At 65.9% G+C, this 18,041-nt stretch carries 15 protein-coding genes; 6 read left to right on the forward strand and 9 right to left on the reverse strand.

All coding sequences use genetic code 11. The features are described 5' to 3' along the window. Together V6M39_RS03730 and V6M39_RS03735 are read left to right on the forward strand one after the other, a co-directional pair. Positions 1 to 2,131, forward strand: a 2,131-nt coding sequence (locus V6M39_RS03730) for a HelD family protein (RefSeq protein WP_442880670.1), incomplete at its 5' end; no start/stop codon positions are given. A gap of 119 nt (positions 2,132 to 2,250) precedes the next feature. Next, positions 2,251 to 3,660 (forward strand): metallophosphoesterase family protein, encoded by a 1,410-nt coding sequence (locus tag V6M39_RS03735; RefSeq protein WP_332642333.1) that lies wholly within the window; start codon positions 2,251 to 2,253, stop codon positions 3,658 to 3,660. Positions 3,661 to 3,799: 139 nt separating this feature from the next. Here the strand turns inward: V6M39_RS03735 and V6M39_RS03740 are convergent, their stop codons facing one another. After that, the gene (locus V6M39_RS03740) at positions 3,800 to 5,005 is read right to left on the reverse strand and encodes an ArgE/DapE family deacylase (RefSeq protein WP_332642334.1); all 1,206 of its coding nucleotides are present in this window, start codon (positions 5,003 to 5,005) and stop codon (positions 3,800 to 3,802) included. Between the two features lie 53 nt (positions 5,006 to 5,058). Between V6M39_RS03740 and V6M39_RS03745 the strand changes: the two genes are divergently transcribed. Further along, positions 5,059 to 6,924 (forward strand): anthranilate synthase family protein, encoded by a 1,866-nt coding sequence (locus V6M39_RS03745; RefSeq protein ID WP_332642335.1) that lies wholly within the window; start codon positions 5,059 to 5,061, stop codon positions 6,922 to 6,924. Beyond that, positions 6,921 to 7,610 carry an aspartate/glutamate racemase family protein gene (locus V6M39_RS03750; protein WP_332642336.1) on the forward strand — a complete coding sequence of 230 codons (690 nt, stop codon included), beginning with the start codon at positions 6,921 to 6,923 and terminating at the stop codon, positions 7,608 to 7,610. Before V6M39_RS03745 ends, V6M39_RS03750 begins: the two co-directional genes overlap by 4 nt. Here V6M39_RS03750 and V6M39_RS03755 read toward each other — a convergent pair. The 8 genes from V6M39_RS03755 to V6M39_RS03790 all read right to left on the reverse strand — a co-directional run bounded on the left by V6M39_RS03755 (position 7,591) and on the right by V6M39_RS03790 (position 15,126). Then, positions 7,591 to 8,505: a DMT family transporter gene (locus V6M39_RS03755; protein ID WP_332642337.1), complete on the reverse strand. Its 915-nt coding sequence runs from the start codon at positions 8,503 to 8,505 to the stop codon at positions 7,591 to 7,593. The genes V6M39_RS03750 and V6M39_RS03755 overlap by 20 nt on opposite strands. Before the next feature lie 100 nt (positions 8,506 to 8,605). Further along, the gene (locus tag V6M39_RS03760) at positions 8,606 to 10,153 is read right to left on the reverse strand and encodes a trypsin-like peptidase domain-containing protein (RefSeq protein ID WP_332642338.1); all 1,548 of its coding nucleotides are present in this window, start codon (positions 10,151 to 10,153) and stop codon (positions 8,606 to 8,608) included. A 69-nt stretch (positions 10,154 to 10,222) separates the two neighbouring features. Next, on the reverse strand, positions 10,223 to 11,599 hold the full coding sequence (locus tag V6M39_RS03765; protein ID WP_332642339.1) for a sensor histidine kinase: 1,377 nt from the start codon (positions 11,597 to 11,599) through the stop codon (positions 10,223 to 10,225). After that, positions 11,596 to 12,288, reverse strand: a complete 693-nt coding sequence (locus V6M39_RS03770; RefSeq protein ID WP_332642340.1) for a response regulator transcription factor — start codon at positions 12,286 to 12,288, stop codon at positions 11,596 to 11,598. Before V6M39_RS03770 ends, V6M39_RS03765 begins: the two co-directional genes overlap by 4 nt. Positions 12,289 to 12,327: 39 nt before the next feature. Continuing rightward, positions 12,328 to 13,206, reverse strand: a complete 879-nt coding sequence (locus V6M39_RS03775; protein WP_332642341.1) for a fructosamine kinase family protein — start codon at positions 13,204 to 13,206, stop codon at positions 12,328 to 12,330. A gap of 50 nt (positions 13,207 to 13,256) precedes the next feature. Further along, entirely contained in the window at positions 13,257 to 13,769 is a 513-nt protein-coding gene (locus V6M39_RS03780) for a low molecular weight protein-tyrosine-phosphatase (protein WP_332642342.1), read from the reverse strand. Further along, the gene (locus V6M39_RS03785) at positions 13,766 to 14,149 is read right to left on the reverse strand and encodes a phage holin family protein (protein WP_332642343.1); all 384 of its coding nucleotides are present in this window, start codon (positions 14,147 to 14,149) and stop codon (positions 13,766 to 13,768) included. Before V6M39_RS03785 ends, V6M39_RS03780 begins: the two co-directional genes overlap by 4 nt. Before the next feature lie 35 nt (positions 14,150 to 14,184). Further along, a complete protein-coding gene (locus V6M39_RS03790; RefSeq protein ID WP_332642344.1) occupies positions 14,185 to 15,126 on the reverse strand; it encodes an EamA family transporter in 942 nt (313 codons plus the stop codon). A gap of 41 nt (positions 15,127 to 15,167) precedes the next feature. On the opposite strand from V6M39_RS03790, the gene hisC reads away from it, so the two are divergent. Continuing rightward, the gene (hisC, locus tag V6M39_RS03795; protein WP_332642345.1) at positions 15,168 to 16,223 is read left to right on the forward strand and encodes a histidinol-phosphate transaminase; all 1,056 of its coding nucleotides are present in this window, start codon (positions 15,168 to 15,170) and stop codon (positions 16,221 to 16,223) included. A 66-nt stretch (positions 16,224 to 16,289) separates the two neighbouring features. Continuing rightward, the gene (locus V6M39_RS03800; protein WP_332642346.1) at positions 16,290 to 17,606 is read left to right on the forward strand and encodes an alpha/beta hydrolase; all 1,317 of its coding nucleotides are present in this window, start codon (positions 16,290 to 16,292) and stop codon (positions 17,604 to 17,606) included. Positions 17,607 to 18,041: the final 435 nt, after the last annotated feature.

Consider the following 18,041-nt stretch of genomic DNA (forward strand, 5'->3'; position numbering starts at 1 on the left):
AGGGGCTGGGGTGACGACACACAGCGCTGAGCACATTGCTCAGCAAGAAGTCGCTGCCGAGCAGGCCTACGTCGACAACGTCTACGAGCGGCTCGAAGCGTCGGGCCAGATGGCTCAGGCGCTTGTCGCCGAGGGCTACGCACGCGGGCACATCGGGCACGAAGGCGGTCTCGTTGAGCGCGATGCCATGGTCTTCCAGGCGTCCAAGCGCATCGCTGCGCTCAATGCCGCACACGACGGACTGGTGTTCGGTCGCCTCAACCTGCTCGACGGAGAGTCGCGCTACATCGGTCGCATCGGCGTACGTGATGAGAACCGTGACGTCATCGTCGTCGACTGGCGCGCACCTGCCGCCGCTGTGTTCTACCAGGCCACCGCTCAGGATCCGGCCGGCGTCATACGTCGTCGCGTCCTGCGTTGCTCGGGCGAGAAGGTCATTGGTGTCGAGGACGACCTGCTCGATGCCGACAACGCGGCTGACGATCTGGTCATCGTGGGCGAAGGCGCACTGCTCGCCAGCCTGAGCCGCGCGCGTGACAGCTCGATGCACTCGGTCGTCGCCACGATCCAGAAGGAGCAGGACGAAGCGATTCGCGCTCCCAGCCGCGGCGCCACCACGATCGGTGGCGGACCCGGCACCGGCAAGACCGTCGTGGCCCTGCACCGCGCGGCCTATCTCCTCTACACCGACCGCCGTCGCTTCGAGTCCGGTGGCGTGCTCGTCGTCGGTCCGTCGTCGGTGTTCATGAACTACATCGAACGAGTCCTGCCGAGTCTCGGCGAGACCAGCGTGACGCTGCGATCGCTCGGCGAGGTCGTCGACGGCCTGAGTGCTGATCGCCATGACGAGCCGGTGGCCGCAGCTGCCAAGGGTTCCTCGCGAATGACGGCCTTCATCGGTCGCGCCGCCGCCGCACCTCTGCCGGGTGCGCCGACCGAGTTCCGGTTCTTCTACAAGGACGACGTCCTGCGCCTTGACGCAGCAGACCTCGACCGCATACGTCGGCACCTGCTCTCGGGTGGCAAGCGCAACCGCGCATACGACAAGGCTCCCGCCGCTCTCGTTGATGCCTTGTGGCGTCAGGTCGCAGGAGAGCGCGCACTGGAGAAGGGTGAAGCCGAGTTCACCGAGATCGTCACCACCGACGACCGTTTCGTTTCATTCGTCGAGGACTGGTGGCCGCCGGTCGATCCGATCGAGGTGTGGCGCACGCTGCCCGACGTCATCGACTCGCTCGGACGTGGAGCATTTTCGGCCGAGGAGCTCAAGGCACTCAAGGCGTCCTGGGCGATCGGCGAGCCCAGTATCGAGGACATCCCCCTGATCGACGAGCTGCGCTACGTCATTGGCGAGATCCCCGACACCAACGACAACGACGACGACGGCCCGAAGCAGCTGATGAGCTTCGAGCGCCAGGAGCGCGAAGCCCGCGATGACCGCTATCGCGCGACCCGCAGCATCGAGGACGACGGCTTCGCCCACGTGCTTGTCGACGAGGCGCAGGACCTGTCGCCGATGCAGTGGCGCATGCTCGGTCGCCGTGGACGTCACGCGAGCTGGACGATCGTCGGAGACCAGGCGCAGTCGTCCTGGCCGCACCCGCGCGAGTCGGAGGCGGCCCGCAAGGCGGCGCTCGAGGGCAAGCCCGAGCACGCGTTCCGGCTGTCGACCAACTACCGCAACTCGGCCGAGATATACGACCTTGCAGCCAAGGTCGCGGTGGTCGGCGTCAAGGATCCCGACCTCGCCGACGCCGTCCGCCGTACGGGAGACCTGCCACAGCACCACGTCGTCGGTGCAGCCGAGCTCACCGCGCAGCTGCGTACGAGCATCGACGACATGCTCGAGCGTGTTGAAGGCACCGTTGCCGTCGTGGCATCGCGGGCTGACCTCGAGCGACTCGAAGGCGAGTTGTCCGATCTGCTCGGGGAGCATTCTGGACGGCTGAGGCTCCTTGACGGACTCGACACCAAGGGACTGGAGTTCGACGGCGTTGTCGTGGCTGAGCCCGATGCGATCACCGATGAGTCGACGGCTGGCTGGCGCACGCTGTATGTCGTGCTGACCCGCGCCACCCAGCTCCTCACGACGGTCGGCACGACCGACCGCTGGCGAGAGCGGATCGTCTGACCCGCACTCTCAAGGTCCTGCTTCTGGCGCTGCTCGCGATCAGCGTCGCGCTACCGACTGCCTACACGACGTTCATCCACAGTGAGCGTGCGATCATCATCGGCGCGCACGAGGCTACAGTGCAGCCCGACTTCAGTGGCTACGCCCGCATCGACTTCGGCGCGGTGCTCCCGCAGGTACGGCTTCCAGCGAAGGCACCGATCGGCATCGGCGTCGACATACGTCTCGGTGAGAGCGAGGTGTCCGACCTCAACAAGCTCGTGGCTCGTGACGCGGTCATCGCGTCACAACCCCAGGGTGAGATCGCCGCCGTACGGTCACAGGTCATCTCGATGGCAATCGACGCCGCGCTCCGTGGGCTGGGCGGTGCGCTGCTGGCGTTGCTGATCGCGATCCTCGGGTGGAAGGCGATCGGACAAGCTCGAAGGCGAGCGCTCTGGGCGGCAGCCCGTCATCCCGACCGCCGTCAGAAGATCGGTGCCGTGTCGGTCGCGGTGCTCACGATCGGCGCTCTTGCACTCGTAGCAACGCCCGAGCGACCCAGGTCCGAGGATGCTGCCTGGGTGCCGATCGGAAAAGCGTTCCCACTTCTGCCGGCAGACCCGGTGCTCGACCACGTGGAGATCGCCGAGGGTGCCTCCACCAGTGGCAGCAAGGCGATCGTGGAAGGCGCTTTGTCGACATATCGGAAATCGGTCTCGTTCTACGGCAAGCTCGCCGAGGATGCCAGATCGGTGATCGTCCGTACGCCGCTCGAAGGCGAGACCACAGCGCTGGTCGTGACTGACCGTCACGACAACATCGGCATGGACCCGGTCGCTCGGGCCATCGCTGAGCAGGCTCAGTCGTCGATGCTGATCGACCTCGGTGACGACACCTCGAGCGGTCAGAGCTGGGAGACGTTCAGCCTCAACTCGCTGGCTCGCGAGTTCGACGGCTTCGAGATCGTCTCGGTCGCCGGCAACCACGACACTGGGCCGACCATCAGCAAGCAGATGAAGGACAAGGGTTTCACCGTCCTCGACGGCAAACCGGTCACCGTCAACGGGGTGCGGTTCCTCGGCAGCAGCGATCCGCGAAGCTCGGGACTGACGGCAGGCTACAGCGGCGACGAGTCGGACAACATCGCCGCGATCCGGTCGCAGGACGCGGAGCTGACGCGGGCTGCGTGCGAGGACGGCAACGTCAACGTCATCGCCGTGCACAGTCCAGCCTCGGCCAAGCAGGCCGCGCAGTCGGGCTGCGCCGATCTGGTGCTCTCGGGTCACTTGCACCGTCAGGTCGGGCCGACCACGATCGACGGTGTCAACGGTCGATCGACCGTCACATTGTCCACTGGGACGACCGGAGGCGCGGTGTACGCCTTCGCCTTGGGCAGCAAGCTGCGACGCACGGCCCAGGTCACGATCGTCACGTTCAGCGACGGGGTGCCGGTCGGCCTGCAGCCGGTGACGTTCGACTCAGGAGGCCGCATCGAGGTCGCCGACTACGCACCCATCGAGGCATCGCCCCGCGATACCCAGGAATGACCCTCGGTCGCGCTACATTCTGGAATATGAACGGATTTGGCACGTTCGAGGTCGCCGTTGCTCTTGGTGTGCTTTCCATCCCGGCAGTTCTCGTGGTGTGGAGCATGTGGGCGACCGGCGCATTTCGCCGGATGCCGCACTAGCGGCAGCGGGCGACGATCAGCGTGGCGTATGCACGGGCACACGCCACGACCTCGTCGATCAGCACGTTCTCGTCGATCGCATGCGCATCGATGATGGCGCCGGGTCCGTACTGCAGCGTCGGTATGCCTGCCGCTGCGTACTGACGAAGATCAGATCCGTACGGCGCGCCGACGAGCTGAGGAGTCGGTGCTCCGCTGGCGGTGACGGCTGCGGCGACGTCTGCGCCGAACGGATGCTCGTTGGGGAGCGTTCCGGCGGCGAAGTGCCCACCGGGCCAGGTGACAGTCGGTGGGTTGTCGACGAGCCACTCGTCCTTGACGGCTGCGATCGCTTGCTCGAAGGCACGTTTGGCGTCCTCGAAAGACTCACCCGGCATCACGCCGTACCGGCCCTCGGCCACCAGCTGATCGGGAACCGTGCTGGCCCAGTCGCCGGCGTGCAGGATGCCGACGCTGATGGGCCAGGGCAGCTGGCCGAACGGTGCCGGCGGTGTCGCATTGCGTACGGTCTCAAGCTCCCGGAGCGCACGGTTGAGCACCTCGAACGCGTCGATCGCGCTGCGCCCGGCAGCCCGCATTGAGCCGTGGGTCGACCGGCCCTGCACCTCGATCCTGAACGTCAGCGAGCCGGCATTGGCGGACACGATCTGTTTGTCGGTCGGCTCGGCGATGACACATGCCTCACCGGTGTGACCGCGACGCAGAGTTGCGAACGTACCGAGCCCGCCGTCCTCCTCGCCGATCACGGTGTGGACGGCGTAGGGCTTCGCGAGCGTCAGCTCGCTGACGGCTCGAGCGGCGGCGATGATCGCAATCACGCCGCCCTTCATGTCGCACACGCCGCGTCCGTACCAACGACCCGCGTCTTCACGGATCAGCCACGGATCACCGTTCGTCCACGACTCGGCTTCGCCGGGAGGTACGACGTCGACGTGCCCGTTGAGAATCAGTGCGGGCGTGCCGGATCCGGAGACTCCGACCACACCCCAGGCTTCCTCGCGCTCGACCTCTTCGCCGGGGTAGTCAGGATCGGCGCGCAGGTCGGCGAGGTCGAGCTTCCACTGGTCGACTTGGAGGCCGAGACCGGTCAACGTCGCCGCGCACCAGCGCTGTGCAGCGATCTCGGCGTCCGAGCCGCCGACGCTCGGGATGTTCACGAGCTGGGCCAGATCGCGCCTGATCAGATCGACGTCGATGTCCATGCCGCCCAGCATGGCACCAGCCCTTCAACTCTCGCCGATAGGATCGTGCTCCTATGACCGCCCTCGACGATCTCCTCGCGCAGCCGGCGTTCGCACTCATCCGGGTGCGCGACGCCGACACCGTCACGCTCGTCGGCGGAACGCGTACGGATCTCGACTCGCTCGCTGACATCCCGGCAGTTCCGGGCTCGGGTGAAGGCTGGGACCACTTGGTGCTGGTGCCGTACGCGCAGGTGCGCGAGCGCGGCTTCGAGGCGCACCAGGACGGCACGCCGCTGACGTCGATTGCCGTCGACTTCTCGGCCGAGGTGCCGATAGCCGAGCTGCTGCCGTCGCTGCCAGATCTGCCGATCGAGTTCGCAGATCGCGGCGGGTTCGAAACCAGCGATGACGCCTACGCCGCCGTCGTACGCCAGATCATCGATGACGAGATCGGCCAGGGCGAAGGTGCCAACCTCGTGATCGGCCGTCACTTCCGCGCCCAGGTCTCCGACTGGGGTCACGAGCGGGCACTCACGGTGTTCCGCCGCCTGCTCGAGCGCGAGCGCGGTGCGTTCTGGACCTTCCTGATCTTCACCGGCGATCGCTACCTGATCGGTGCCAGTCCCGAGCGCCATGTCAGCGTCGAGGCCGGCCAGGTCCGGATGAACCCCATCAGTGGCACCTTTCGAATGCGCGGGCTCGAGACGCACGCCGACAAGAAGCGCGAGCTCCTCTCGTTCCTGAAGGACGAGAAGGAGATCTACGAGCTCTTCATGGTGGTCGACGAAGAGCTCAAGATGATGTGCGACATCTGCCATGAGGGTGGACTTGTGCTGGGGCCGTACCTCAAGCCGATGACGCACCTCGTGCACACCGAATACCTCCTCGCCGGCCGCACCCACCGCACGGTCAACGAGGTGTTGCGCGACTCGATGTTCGCAGCGACCGTCACCGGTAGCCCGGTCGAGAACGCCTGTCGACTGATCAAGCAGTACGAGGCCGAGGGCCGCGGCTACTACGCGGCTGTCGCCGCCCTGATTGGCCGCGACGCCGATGGCATGCCACGCGCCGATGCGCCGATCCTGATCCGTACGGCAGACGTCGACCTCGAGGGCAATCTCAAGGTCACCGCCGGTGCGACCCTCGTACGCGACTCCGATCCGATGTACGAGACCAAGGAGACGTGGGCCAAGGCCTCGGGCATTCTCAGCGCCTTCGGTCTCGTCGGCGCCGCACCCGAACCCGTCGAGGGCTTCGACGCGTTCACTCGCGAGGACGACGTGATCATCGCGCTCGGATCACGCAACCAGCGACTCAGTCAGTTCTGGCTCACCGACCAGTCCGGCGCCGCACCGGTTCCCTCGCTGGTGGGCAAGCGAGTCGTGATCGTCGATGGCGAGGATGACTTCGTCAACATGCTGTCGCACGTGTTCGGCGTGCTGGGTATGACGACCGACATCGTTCGCCACGATGTGTACGCCGATGGCGATCTCGACGGCTACGACCTCGTCGTCGTGGGCCCGGGACCCGGTGACCCGCGCGAGCTCAACGATCCCAAGATGTCGGTGTTGCACGGGGTTGTCGCCGGGCTACTCGAGACGGGGCGGCCGTTCCTCGCCGTGTGCCTTGGTCACCAGGCGCTGAGCCACCAGCTCGGGCTCGACCTCGCGTTCAAGGACATCGTCTTCCAGGGCACGCAAAGCAAGTTGCAGGTGCTCGAGCGCCCGGAGGTCGTCGGCTTCTACAACACGTTTGTCGCGCGCGTGCCGTCCGGTGGGTTGCCCGAGGGCGTCACAGTGGAGACCGATCCCGAGACAGGTGACATCCACCTGCTCGCCGGCCCGCACTATCGCGGCGTGCAATTCCATGCCGAGTCGATCCTGACGCAGAACGGCTTCGGCATCCTGCGGGACCTGGTCACCGACCTCATCGGATGAAGACGATCGGCCTGCTCGGCGGCATGAGCTGGGAGAGCACCGCCGAGTACTACCGACTGGCCAACGAGCTCGTACGCGATCAGCTCGGTGGCCTGCACTCGGCGAAGATCCTGATGCACTCGGTCGACTTCGCCGAGATCGAGGCGATGCAGGTCGAAGGCCGATGGGATGACGCCGGCGCGCTCCTGGCCGACGCAGCAGAACGTCTGCAGCGAGCCGGCGCGGAGTTGATCGTGCTGTGCACCAACACGATGCACAAAGTGGCGGCGCCCATCGAGGCCGCTGTCTCCGTACCGTTCATCCACCTCGGTGACACCACCGCTGAAGCCGTCAAGGCGGCAGGGATCACCAAGGTCGGGCTGCTCGGCACCATCTTCACGATGGAGCAGGACTTCTATGTCGACCGACTCTCCGGACACGGCCTGGACGTCGTGCTGCCCGGACCCGAGGACCGCAAGCGCGTCAGCGAGATCATCTACGACGAGCTGTGCCTGGGCGTCGTACGCGATGAGTCGCGGGCGTTCTACCTCGAAGCAATCCAGCGGCTGCGGGCGGATGGGGCCGAAGGTGTCATCCTCGGCTGCACCGAGATCGAGCTGTTGATCGACCAATCACACGTCGAGCTGCCGGTGTTTCCGACGACGGCACTCCACGTACAGGCTGCCGTCAGGCTTGCCCTGACGTAGGCGCGGGTTCGACGACTACCTCGGTGCGGCGCTTGAGACGGGTGATCGTGACACCCAGCAGGCACAGGCCGCCGCCGATGAAGGCAAGGGCCGTCGGGATCTCGCCGAGGTAGGCCCAGGAGATCAACGTTGCCACGGCGGGAACGAGGTAGGTCGTCGACGCAACCTGCCCGGCCGTGAGCCGCTTGAGTGCGTAGGCCCACGTACTGAAGCCGATGGCGGTCGGGAAGATGCCGAGGAACAGCAGCCAGGCGATGTCTCCGGTGGACGCCTCGCCGAGCTCGTCGATCAACTGAGGTGCAAACGGGAGGCAGACCACGGTGCCGACCAGGCACGCGAGCCACACCGACATGACGGGTGATGTGTCGCGAAGCGCGACCTTCTGGCCCAGCGTGCCGATCGCGTAGCAAACGGCGGCGACGAGGCACAGCACGACACCGACCGTGCTCGCGGTCTCGACGGACGAGTTGCGCGTGCTGATCGCGATCAGTGCTACTCCCGCGAACGCCACCGCCATGCCGATGATGAGGGGTCTGGGGAAACCCTCCTTGAAGATGAACCCGGCGATCAGTGCGATCAGGATCGGACCGATGTTGACGATCAGCGCTGTGGTGCCGGCGTCGAGGTCTTGCTCGGCGGCATTGAGGGCGATGTTGTAGGCACCGAACCACACAACGCCGTACATGATGATGAGCTGCAGCGACCTGCCCCTGGGCAAGCGCTCGCGCTTCGGCCAGGCGATGGCGGTGAGTGCGATGGAGGCGGCGAGGAGGCGTCCGAGGGTCAGCGAGCCGGGGGAGAACACGTCGGCGATGGCGCGAATGCCGACGAATGCGGACGCCCAGAGGAAGACGGTGACCAGCAGCGCCGGGAGGGAGAGATCGCGATTCTTCACGTACTCACGCTAGTGACCGGCACCGACAGGCACGAGCGATAATCGGCCATCCTGCAACGCAAAACGGCCGACCTCGAGAGGTCGGCCGTTTTGCGATAGATCACTCGAGGTTGCCGCCGTCGGAGTCGAGCGTGACATTGACCGTCTGGGTCTTGCCGTCGCGCTGGAAGGTGACCTTGATCGTCTCGCCCGGCTGGTAGCCACGTACGGACGCGACCAGCGCTTCATTGCTCGCCACTGCGTGTCCGTTGACTGCGGTGATGATGTCGTCCTTCTTGAGGCCGGCCTTGTCGCCAGCGCCACCCTTGGTGACCTCGGAGACGAGTGCGCCGATGCCGGTGATGTCGTCGGATGAGACTGCCTGTCCGACCTTGACGCCGATGCGAGCGTGCTCAACCTTCTTGCCGTCGAGCAGCTGTTTGGAGACGTTCTTGGCCAGGTCGATCGGAATGGCGAAGCCGAGGCCGATCGAACCTGCGTCTCCGGCGGACGCACCGGAGCGGATCGCGGAGTTGATCGCCACGACGTTGCCGTTGAGGTCGACGAGCGGACCACCGGAGTTGCCCGGGTTGATCGCTGCGTCGGTCTGCACGGCGGGGAACGTGGTGCCCTGGCTCGTCGCGGTGGCGGAGTTGGAGGTGACTGGACGGTTGAGCGCCGAGATGATGCCGCTGGTCACGGTGCTCTCGAGGCCGAACGGTGAACCGATCGCAACGACTTCCTGGCCGACCCTGAGGTCGCCCGAGCTGCCAAGCGTCGCCGGCGTCAGGCCGGACTTGCCGGAAGCCTTGATCACGGCGAGGTCAGTGAGTGGATCGGTGCCGACGATCGTTGCCTTGGCGTTGGTGCCGTCGTTGAACGCGACAGTCAGCGTTCCGCCATCGCCAGCGACCTCGACAACGTGGTTGTTGGTGAGGATCTCGCCGTCGGAGCTGATGATGATGCCGGTGCCTGAACCGGCGTCGTCCTTGCCCTTGACGTTGATCTGCACGACTGAGGGCAGCACCTTAGACGCGACCTTCTCGACCGCGCCTGCGGGCCCGCTGGTGTTGCTGGTGTTGCCGGTGTCGAGCGAGCTGACCGTGGTGGTGCCGTCGTTGTTGTTGTCGACGAGCTCGTCATAGGCGTACGCGCCGCCGAAGCCTGCGCCCGCAGCGAGAGCCGCGATGGCCACGACGCTGACAACCTTGCGGCCGCGGCGCTTGGGCGGCTCGTCACCGGTGGTGCGAGCCGGAGGGAACGGGTCGCCTCCGTCAAAGGCGGGCGCCGCTGGGAACGTCGTGGTGGGCGCCGGCCTGTCGAAGGGCGCCTCGACGGGTGCCTGCATGGTCGCTGCGGCGAGCGCGGGCTCGGCGGAGTAGCGGTGGGTGTAAGCGGGAGGCTCTTCGGCGGGGACCTCTGCCGCAGGCGTCTCGTTGGCAGCCACCAGGGCTGGCTCGAGGGCCGGCTCGATGTCGACGTCGTCGCGCAGCGGCGACCAGTCTTCGGCTGGAGCTACTTCGGTTGGTGTGGCTTCGCCCGGCGCCTCAACCTCTTCGGCGGCGACCGGGATCTCGGTCGTGGCTTCTGCGGGGGCCTGTTCGTCGAGGTCGCGCGAGGTCGGCGGGACGTACGGACGGTCGGCGAAGGGATCCTGCGTTTCACTCATAGACAAAGATTCTCGCCTATTTCTGAAACCGCGCTGAGGGCGGTGTGTGAGCGCGGAAAGAATTGCCGGCTAGTCGTCGTCAGAACCGGGCAGGGTGAGCGTGAAAAGCGTCCCGCCACCCTCGCCCGAGGCCGCTTCGACGGTCCCGCCATGGCGATCGGCGGCCCGTCGCACGATGGAGAGACCCAGACCTGAGCCGGGCAACGTACGCGCTTCGCTCGATCGGTAGAACCGGTCAAAGACGTGCGGCAGGTCGGCGGCGTCGATGCCGGGGCCCTGATCGGCAACCGTCAGGATGCCCTCGGCGAGACGGACGCGCACGGTACTGCCGTCCGGGCTCCATTTGGCGGCATTGTCGAGGAGGTTGGTCACAGCGCGCTCGAGCAGCTGGGACTCGCCGAAGACCAGCCATGGCTCGAGCTCGACGTCGAAGGTCACGGCAGGGGCGCGCAGACGTACGCGGTCGACCGACTGGGTCACCACATCGGCGAAGTCGAGTGGCTCGGGGTCGCGGCGCATCGGTTCGTCGCGGGCGAGCTCGACCAGGTCGCCGACCAGAGTCGTCATCTCCTCGAGCTGCGAACGTACGTCGCCCATGATCTCCTGGCGCTCTTCGGTCGACAGCGACCTCTCGTCGTTGTCTGCGGCCTGGCCGATCAGCTCGATGTTGGTACGCAGGCTGGTCAGCGGGGTCCGAAGCTCGTGGCCGGCGTCCGCGACGAGCTGGCGCTGCCGGTGCTGGGAGGCATCGAGAGCCTGGAGCATCGAGTTGAACGAGGTCGTGAGTCGGGCCAGCTCATCGCTGCCACTCACCTCGATTGGGCGAAGTTCCTGAGTGCGGGCAACGCGCTCAGTCGCAGCGGTGAGTCGACGGACGGGACGCAGACCATTGGCGGCGACCGCCCATCCAGCGATACCGGCGAGCGCGACTCCGGCGGCACTGCTCAACAGCAGGATCACCTTGAGCCGGTCGAGTGCCCGCTCGATCGACTCCATTGGCTGGGCCAGTACGAGTGCCACGCCCGGGCTCGCGCTGACAGCCACGACTCGATAGGAGACGCCGTTGTACGTGAGGGTGCGCATCGACCGCTTCTCGGTGCCGATCGAGACGGCAACCTCGTGATGGTCGAACGGGAAGTCGCGGTCGGCCGAGGCTGGTGCGAACAGCTCGCCACCTCGTACGACGAACGCCTTGACGCCGGTCAGCGCATCCTCGGCGTCGTTCTTCTCCGTCGGCACGTAGTTGGCGGCGACCGCATCGTTGGCGCGCCGGAACATCGAGTCATCGAGCGAGCTCTTGAACTCGGAGGCCACGGTCACGTACACGATGGCACTGAGGGCACCGAGGGTCAGCGCGACTGAGAGCGTGGTCAGGATCGCGACGCGCAGCGCCAACGAGATGCGTGACGTGAGCGGGCGGACCAGTCGGCGAAACAGCTCGATCACGGTGGGGTCTCGCGCAGGACGTATCCGACGCCACGCACGGTGTGGAGCAGTCGCGACTCGCCCTCGGCCTCGAGCTTGCGACGTACGTAGCCGACATAGACCTCAAGGGAGTTGGCGGTGGTGGGGAAGTCGAAGCCCCACACCTCCTCGAGGATGAACGACCGTTCGAGCACTCGCTTGGGGCGCTGGAGGAACAGTTCGAGCAGGGCAAACTCGGTGCGGGTGAGTGACAGTGCGCGATCACCGCGGGTCACGTCGCGCGTGACCGGATCGAGTGACAGGTCGGCGAACACCAGCGGCGCCTCGTCAGGCTCGACTGCAGCTGCACGGCTTGATCGACGCAGCAGCGAACGTACGCGGGCGAGCAGCTCCTCAAGGGCGAACGGCTTGGTGAGGTAGTCGTCGGCGCCCGCGTCCAAGCCGTCGACGCGATCGGAGACGGCATCGCGAGCTGTCAGTACGAGAATCGGTACGTCATTGCCGGCGCCGCGCAATGCGCGCGTTGCCTCGAGGCCGTCGAGCCGCGGCATCATCACGTCCATGATGATCGCGTCGGGATTGATCTGGGGCACCCGCGCGAGTGCCTCCGCACCGTCCGATGCGAGGTCCACGGTGTAGCCGTTGAACTCCAGGGATCGCCGCAGCGAGTCGCGCACGGCGCGGTCATCGTCAACGACAAGAATTCGCATGGATATCAGTGTGCCCCGTGTGTCTGAGGAGTTGCTGAGTTAGTCGCCGGCACTGCCGTCAAGAAGGGACTGCGCTGCGGAGGCGGCTCGGGCACCGTAGGTGCCGCCGAACATGACCGCGTGCACGAGCAGCGGGTGGAGCTGGTGCAGGGGGAGGCGTTCGCGCCAGCCGTCGGCGAGCGGCGCTGCTTCGTCGTACGAGTCGATCATCCGCTGGAGATGTGGAGCGCCGAACAGGGCGAGCATCGCGAGATCGGTCTCGCGGTGACCACCGTGAGCGGCCGCGTCGATCAGCCAGATGTTGCCGTCAGCTCCCCAGACGATGTTGCCGGACCAGAGGTCGCCGTGGATGCGCGAAGGCGGTTCTGCGTCACCTGCGAACTCGTGGATGCGACGCATCGCGGCTTCGATCGTCTCGGCTTCCGGCATCGTGAGGGCCTGACGATCGACCGCGGCGCGTACGTACGGCATGACGCGTCGTGAGGCGAAGAACTCGGGCCAGGTGGGTAGCGGGCGGTTGGGCAGGGGTGCGAGGCCGATGAATCCGTCCTTCTCGGCGCCGAACGTCGACGCGCCGGCAGCATGCGTTGCGGCGAGGTCGCGGCCGAAACGTTCGGCGGCGTCAGCTGTGGGTTTGCCCTGCTCCACCCACGCCAGGATCAGGCAGTCTTCGGCTACGGCCAGAACCTCGGGCACGTGGGCGCCTCCGGCCTCGGCCAGCCAGCGCAGTCCTTCGGCCTCGCGTACGAACATGTCGACGGGGGCCTGGGGTCGCGTCTTGATGATGGCGTTGTGGCCGTCGGTGAGGCGCAGTCGCGTGGACGTGCAGATGTCGCCGCCAGCGACCGAGGTGGTGGATACGACACCCTGACCAAGAAGAGACTCCGCCCGTGCGGCGGTTCCTGTCATTCGTGCCATGTCGGTGACGTTACCGCGTGTATTGGTGTCACGTTTGTTAGTTGGAGAGGTCAGGACTCCAATAGGTCCGGCAGTTGCTCGACCAGCTGGTCGGTGGTCCGCTCGATCATTGCGAGTACTGCGGCGAATCCTGAAGCGCCGCCATACCAAGGGTCAGGCACCTCGATGTCACCCTCACTGGCCTCGGGATCGAACTCCCGAAACATGCGTACCCGGGCCTGTTCGGCGACTGTCGGAGCCTGGTCGCTCATGTCAGCTTGGTTGCTGAGGTCCATCGCGAGCAGCAGGTCGTTCTCGGCGAACCAGTCGGTGTTGAACGTACGCGCGACGTGCCGGCTCGGGTCGTAGCCAGCCGATCGCAGTACGTCGGCAGCCCGGGAGTCCATCGCCTCACCCTCGTGCCACCCACCCGTACCGGACGAGACGACCTCGACTCGGTCGTCGAGCCCAGCCTTGGCGAGCCGGTCCTCAAGCACGACGTGCGCCATCGGCGAGCGACAGATGTTGCCGAGGCACACCAGCGCGATGCGGTAGCCATGGTTCTCGGTAGGTGGAGTGCTCACTTCTTGTTGGTGAACGCCCCGAGCACCGTGTTGACCAGCGAGATCACGACTGCACCGAGCACGGCCCACCAGAAGCCATCGACGAAGAACGGCACGTCGAACTTTCCGGTGATCCAGTCCGTGAGGAGCAGCAGCAGCGCGTTGATCACGAGCAGCGCCAGACCGAGCGAGATGATGATGAACGGCAGCGACAGCGTCTTGATGACCGGCGCGACGTAGGTGTTGATCACCGCGAAGATGGCACCGACGATCGCGATCGAGATGACGCGGGCGGTCGTGCTGTCGCCGGAGTCACCGATGTCCATGTGGTCGCCGAGGAGCTGGGCGGCGATCGCCAAGGAGGCTGAGCTGAGGATCCAGGTTGTCAGAAGCTTGGGCATGGCCCGATTGTTGCACTCCGGGCGTCGCCGGCGGCTTATTGCGGCGGCAGCGCCGCAGGAGCCGTCGTACGCGAGGTTTGCGCCAGGACGATGCCGCCGAGGACGGCGAGAGCGCCGAGCACCTGCACTGGCGTGAGCGATTCACGGAACCACGCCCACCCGAGGACGTTCGCGATGACCGGCTCGAGCATCGCGATGACGGTGACGATCGTGGCCGGTATCTGGCGGAGTGCAACCATCTGCAGGAAGAACGGTGCGACGGTGCCGAACACGACGACCCACGCAACCACCAGCCACGGTGCGGCCGACAGATCCTCGAGGCGGCCGAGCATGCTGGTGCTCCCGCCAAGGCCGGGCGACTCCCAGATCGGTTCGATCAGGTTCATCACCACGGTCGCCACTACAAAGGCCCAGAGGATGACGCGGAGCGGGTCATCGACGCCGACATTGTGCTCGGCGATTAGGAAGTACGCCGCGAAGCTCACCGCCGCCAGCAGCGCCATCACGACGCCGAGACCGTCGAAGGTGAGCCCGTTCCAGACGCGGCTGACGACCGCGAGCCCAACCAGCGCGAGAGACACGGCGAGCCACATGCGTGGGCGCACCTCCTCGTGACGGACGAAGCGCACCCACAGCACGACCAGCACCGGAGCGAGGTACTCGATCAGCAGCGCGATGCCGAGCGGCAGTCGGGTGATCGCCACGTTGTACGTCAGCTGCAGGGCGACCACGCCGACCAATCCGAGCCCGATGATGAGCAGGAACGACGTTCCGGTCGGCCGCTTCAACGCGGACCGGCGGAACAGCGCGGCGTACAGGACGAACACCAGGGTCGCGCCGGTGATGCGTAGTGTCGTGAACAGCTCGGGCGTCAGGGGAGTGGCCATCGCAACGCGCGAGACTCCGCCGTTCAGGCCGAACAGCACGGCCCCGATCAGGACCAGCACGATGCCGAGTCGGGGGTTGCGGGCTGTCACGCCCCGATTGTGTCAGCCCAACCCGGGGATATGGTCGCTGCATGAGCAGTCCCAGTGCACGCCGAGCGCTTGACGGCATCCCTGTCTACAAGCCGGGGAAGTCCGCTGCGGACGAGAACTACAAGCTGTCGAGCAACGAGAACCCGTACGGGCCTTTGCCGGGTGTCATGGAGCGGGCCGGCAACCAGCTGGGCCGGATCAACCGCTACCCCGATGCCGGGATGACAGTGTTGTACGACGCGCTGGGCGCCAAGTTCAAGCTCTCACCCGACCACTTCGCGGCGGGTACGGGCTCAGTCGCCGTGCTGTTCGCTCTCCTCAACGCGCACTGTGAAGCCGGCGACGAGATCATCTACGCCTGGCGCTCGTTCGAGGCCTATCCGATCGCGGCTGACCTGACCGGAGCCACGACCGTACGAGTGCCTCTGCGCCACGACGCGACCCATGACCTCGACGCCATGGCAGCGGCGATCACCGATCGCACTCGGGTCGTGCTGGTGTGCACGCCCAACAACCCGACGGGCCCGATCGTCAAGCACGCCGACCTCGAGGCCTTCCTGGCCAAGGTTCCGGCTGGCGTCATCGTGGTGGTCGACGAGGCATACGTGGAGTTCGTCCGCGATCCCGAAGCCGCCGACGGTCTGGCGCTGCTCGCTGAACACGACAACGTCGTGGTCCTCCGTACGTTCTCCAAGGCGTACGGGCTGGCCGGCCTGCGAGTTGGCTATGCGATCGCGCAGCCAGCGGTCGCCGAGTCGATCCGCAAGGCGACAGCCCCGTTCAGCGTCACCGACCTCGCCCAGGCAGCTGCCGTTGCATCACTCGACTCCGAGGCCGAGCTGAGCGCTCGGGTCGAGACGATCGTCAAGGAGCGCGAGGTCATGCTGGTTGCGCTTCGTGAACAGGGTTGGGATGTGCCCGAGGCGCAGGGCAACTTCGTGTGGCTTGCGCTCGGCGAGGACGCGATGGAGTTCGCCGCTGCCTGCGACCCGGTGTCGGTGCGTCCGTTCGCGGGTGACGGCGTGCGTATCAGCGTGGGTGATCCGGCAGTCAACGCCGAGTTCATTGCCCTCGCCGCCAAGTGGCGTGCCAAATAGCCGTAGAGAAAACCTGTACGTACGTACGAGATAGGGCTACGGTGGCTGGGACACCGAGGAGCTCCAATGTCCCGTCGCTTCATCGCTGCTGTTCTGCTGACTGCAGCTCTCATCGCGCCCGCCGCCCCAGCCTCGGCGGATCCGTCCCCTGCCAACGGCCATGGTCTGACGGTTGTCGCGACGAATGTGATCGACTCCCGTCAGACCGAGTACACGGTCTCGACCGCTGCCCTGCTCAAGCCCGTCCGTATCCGCGTCGTGCTGCCGTCCGACTACGACCCGGGCACCCGCTACCCGGTGCTGTACCTCTATCACGGCACCTCGGGCCGACCCTCTGATTGGATCGGCGGCGGCGACGCACTCCAGACCACCGCTGGCAAGGACCTCATCCTCGTGCTGCCCGAAGCGGGATACGACGGTGACGGCGGAGGGTTCTTCAACGACGAGTGGAATGGTGGCAAGCGCGGCGGCTCGAAATGGGAGACCTTCGAGTACGACCAGGTGATCCCGTGGATCGACGACAACTTCCCGACCATCGCCGACCGGGACCACCGAGCCATCGCCGGACTTTCCCAAGGCGGCTATGGCGCCGCACACGGAGCTGCGCTGCACCCGGACATGTTCACCTCGGTGGCCACGTTTTCCGGCGCGCCCGAGATCTTCAGGAACTTCGTCGTACGCGCAGGCGCCAGCTTCATCATCGAGGCCATCACGGTCGGACTCAACGGCAATCCGCCCTTCACGATCCTCGGCGATCCGATCGTCAACGCTGCCCACTGGCAGGGACACGATCCAGGCACGCTGGTGGAGAACTTCCGCGGCATGGATGTCAGCCTCTGGACAGCGACCGGCATCCCGGGTGAGCTCGACTCCTTTGAGAACTCCTATGGCGGTGGAGCCGGCAATGTCATTGAAGGCTTGACGCACTTCTCGACGCTGGCATTCGCGTCGAGCCTCAAGAACGCCGGCATCCCACGGCGCATCGACAACTACGTCTTCGGCACCCATTCGTTTCCCTATTGGGCCCAGGACCTGCGCGAGTACCTGCCGATCCTGATGGATCGCTTCGCCAATCCGTCGACGCCGACGGCGATCAGCTACTCGTCAACGGCCAAGGCGTACAACCAATGGAACTGGGGCGTTGCCGTCCACCGCAGCGCGACTGAAAAGCTCACGACCCTCAAGAACGCCTCGAGTGCCGGTTTCTCCTTCACCGGGGCAGACGCGGCGACCGTTGTCACGCCTCCGTCGTACGAGCCCGGCTCGGCTCACACCGTGACGATCAAGCAAGGTGCGAAGACCTCGACGAGCAGTCTGACGGCCGATGCGAGTGGGCGCCTGACCGTCGCCGTACCCGGCACATCAGTGGTGAACGTCGGTTAACCTGCAGGTCAGAGGACAAATCGCCGCAACGTAACTACCCAACGGTAGGCGCGATTTGTGGCTAGAGTCATGCACAGGTGGGAGCACACCTAGGAGCACAACATGACTTGTCAGGTCCTTCAACACGCCCTTGCCGGGCCTGTCTGGGATGCACCACGACCCGCTCACCTGCGCTGTTTGGTCGGTCAACCGACCGCAGGATACGATCGCCGCAAGCGTGATGCCGGTCACGCTCGTGAGATCGTCACAAGTCTCAATACCCCTGTGACCCGACGATTCCACCGCTTCGACATCTCGGCGCGGAGACCCCGCGGCCGCGTGATTGAGGGAGACGCATGAGCTTGACCACGCCAGACACCTACATGGCTGACGATCCAGCGGGAGACTTCCCGATCGTTCAGCTCCTGACGCCCGAGGGTGAGCGCGTCAGCCACC

Origin of the sequence: Aeromicrobium sp. (assembly GCF_036675695.1) — a bacterium.
GTDB lineage: Bacteria > Actinomycetota > Actinomycetes > Propionibacteriales > Nocardioidaceae > Aeromicrobium.

Coding starts and splice junctions, on each gene's coding strand:
- V6M39_RS03785 (WP_332642343.1), bottom strand. CDS start 14,149: ATGCCCAAGCTTCTGACAACCTGGATCCTCAGCTCAGCCTCCTTGGCG.
- hisC (WP_332642345.1), top strand. CDS start 15,168: ATGAGCAGTCCCAGTGCACGCCGAGCGCTTGACGGCATCCCTGTCTAC.
- V6M39_RS03740 (WP_332642334.1), bottom strand. CDS start 5,005: ATGGACATCGACGTCGATCTGATCAGGCGCGATCTGGCCCAGCTCGTG.
- V6M39_RS03770 (WP_332642340.1), bottom strand. CDS start 12,288: ATGCGAATTCTTGTCGTTGACGATGACCGCGCCGTGCGCGACTCGCTG.
- V6M39_RS03750 (WP_332642336.1), top strand. CDS start 6,921: ATGAAGACGATCGGCCTGCTCGGCGGCATGAGCTGGGAGAGCACCGCC.
- V6M39_RS03760 (WP_332642338.1), bottom strand. CDS start 10,153: ATGAGTGAAACGCAGGATCCCTTCGCCGACCGTCCGTACGTCCCGCCG.
- V6M39_RS03800 (WP_332642346.1), top strand. CDS start 16,290: ATGTCCCGTCGCTTCATCGCTGCTGTTCTGCTGACTGCAGCTCTCATC.
- V6M39_RS03745 (WP_332642335.1), top strand. CDS start 5,059: ATGACCGCCCTCGACGATCTCCTCGCGCAGCCGGCGTTCGCACTCATC.
- V6M39_RS03775 (WP_332642341.1), bottom strand. CDS start 13,206: ATGGCACGAATGACAGGAACCGCCGCACGGGCGGAGTCTCTTCTTGGT.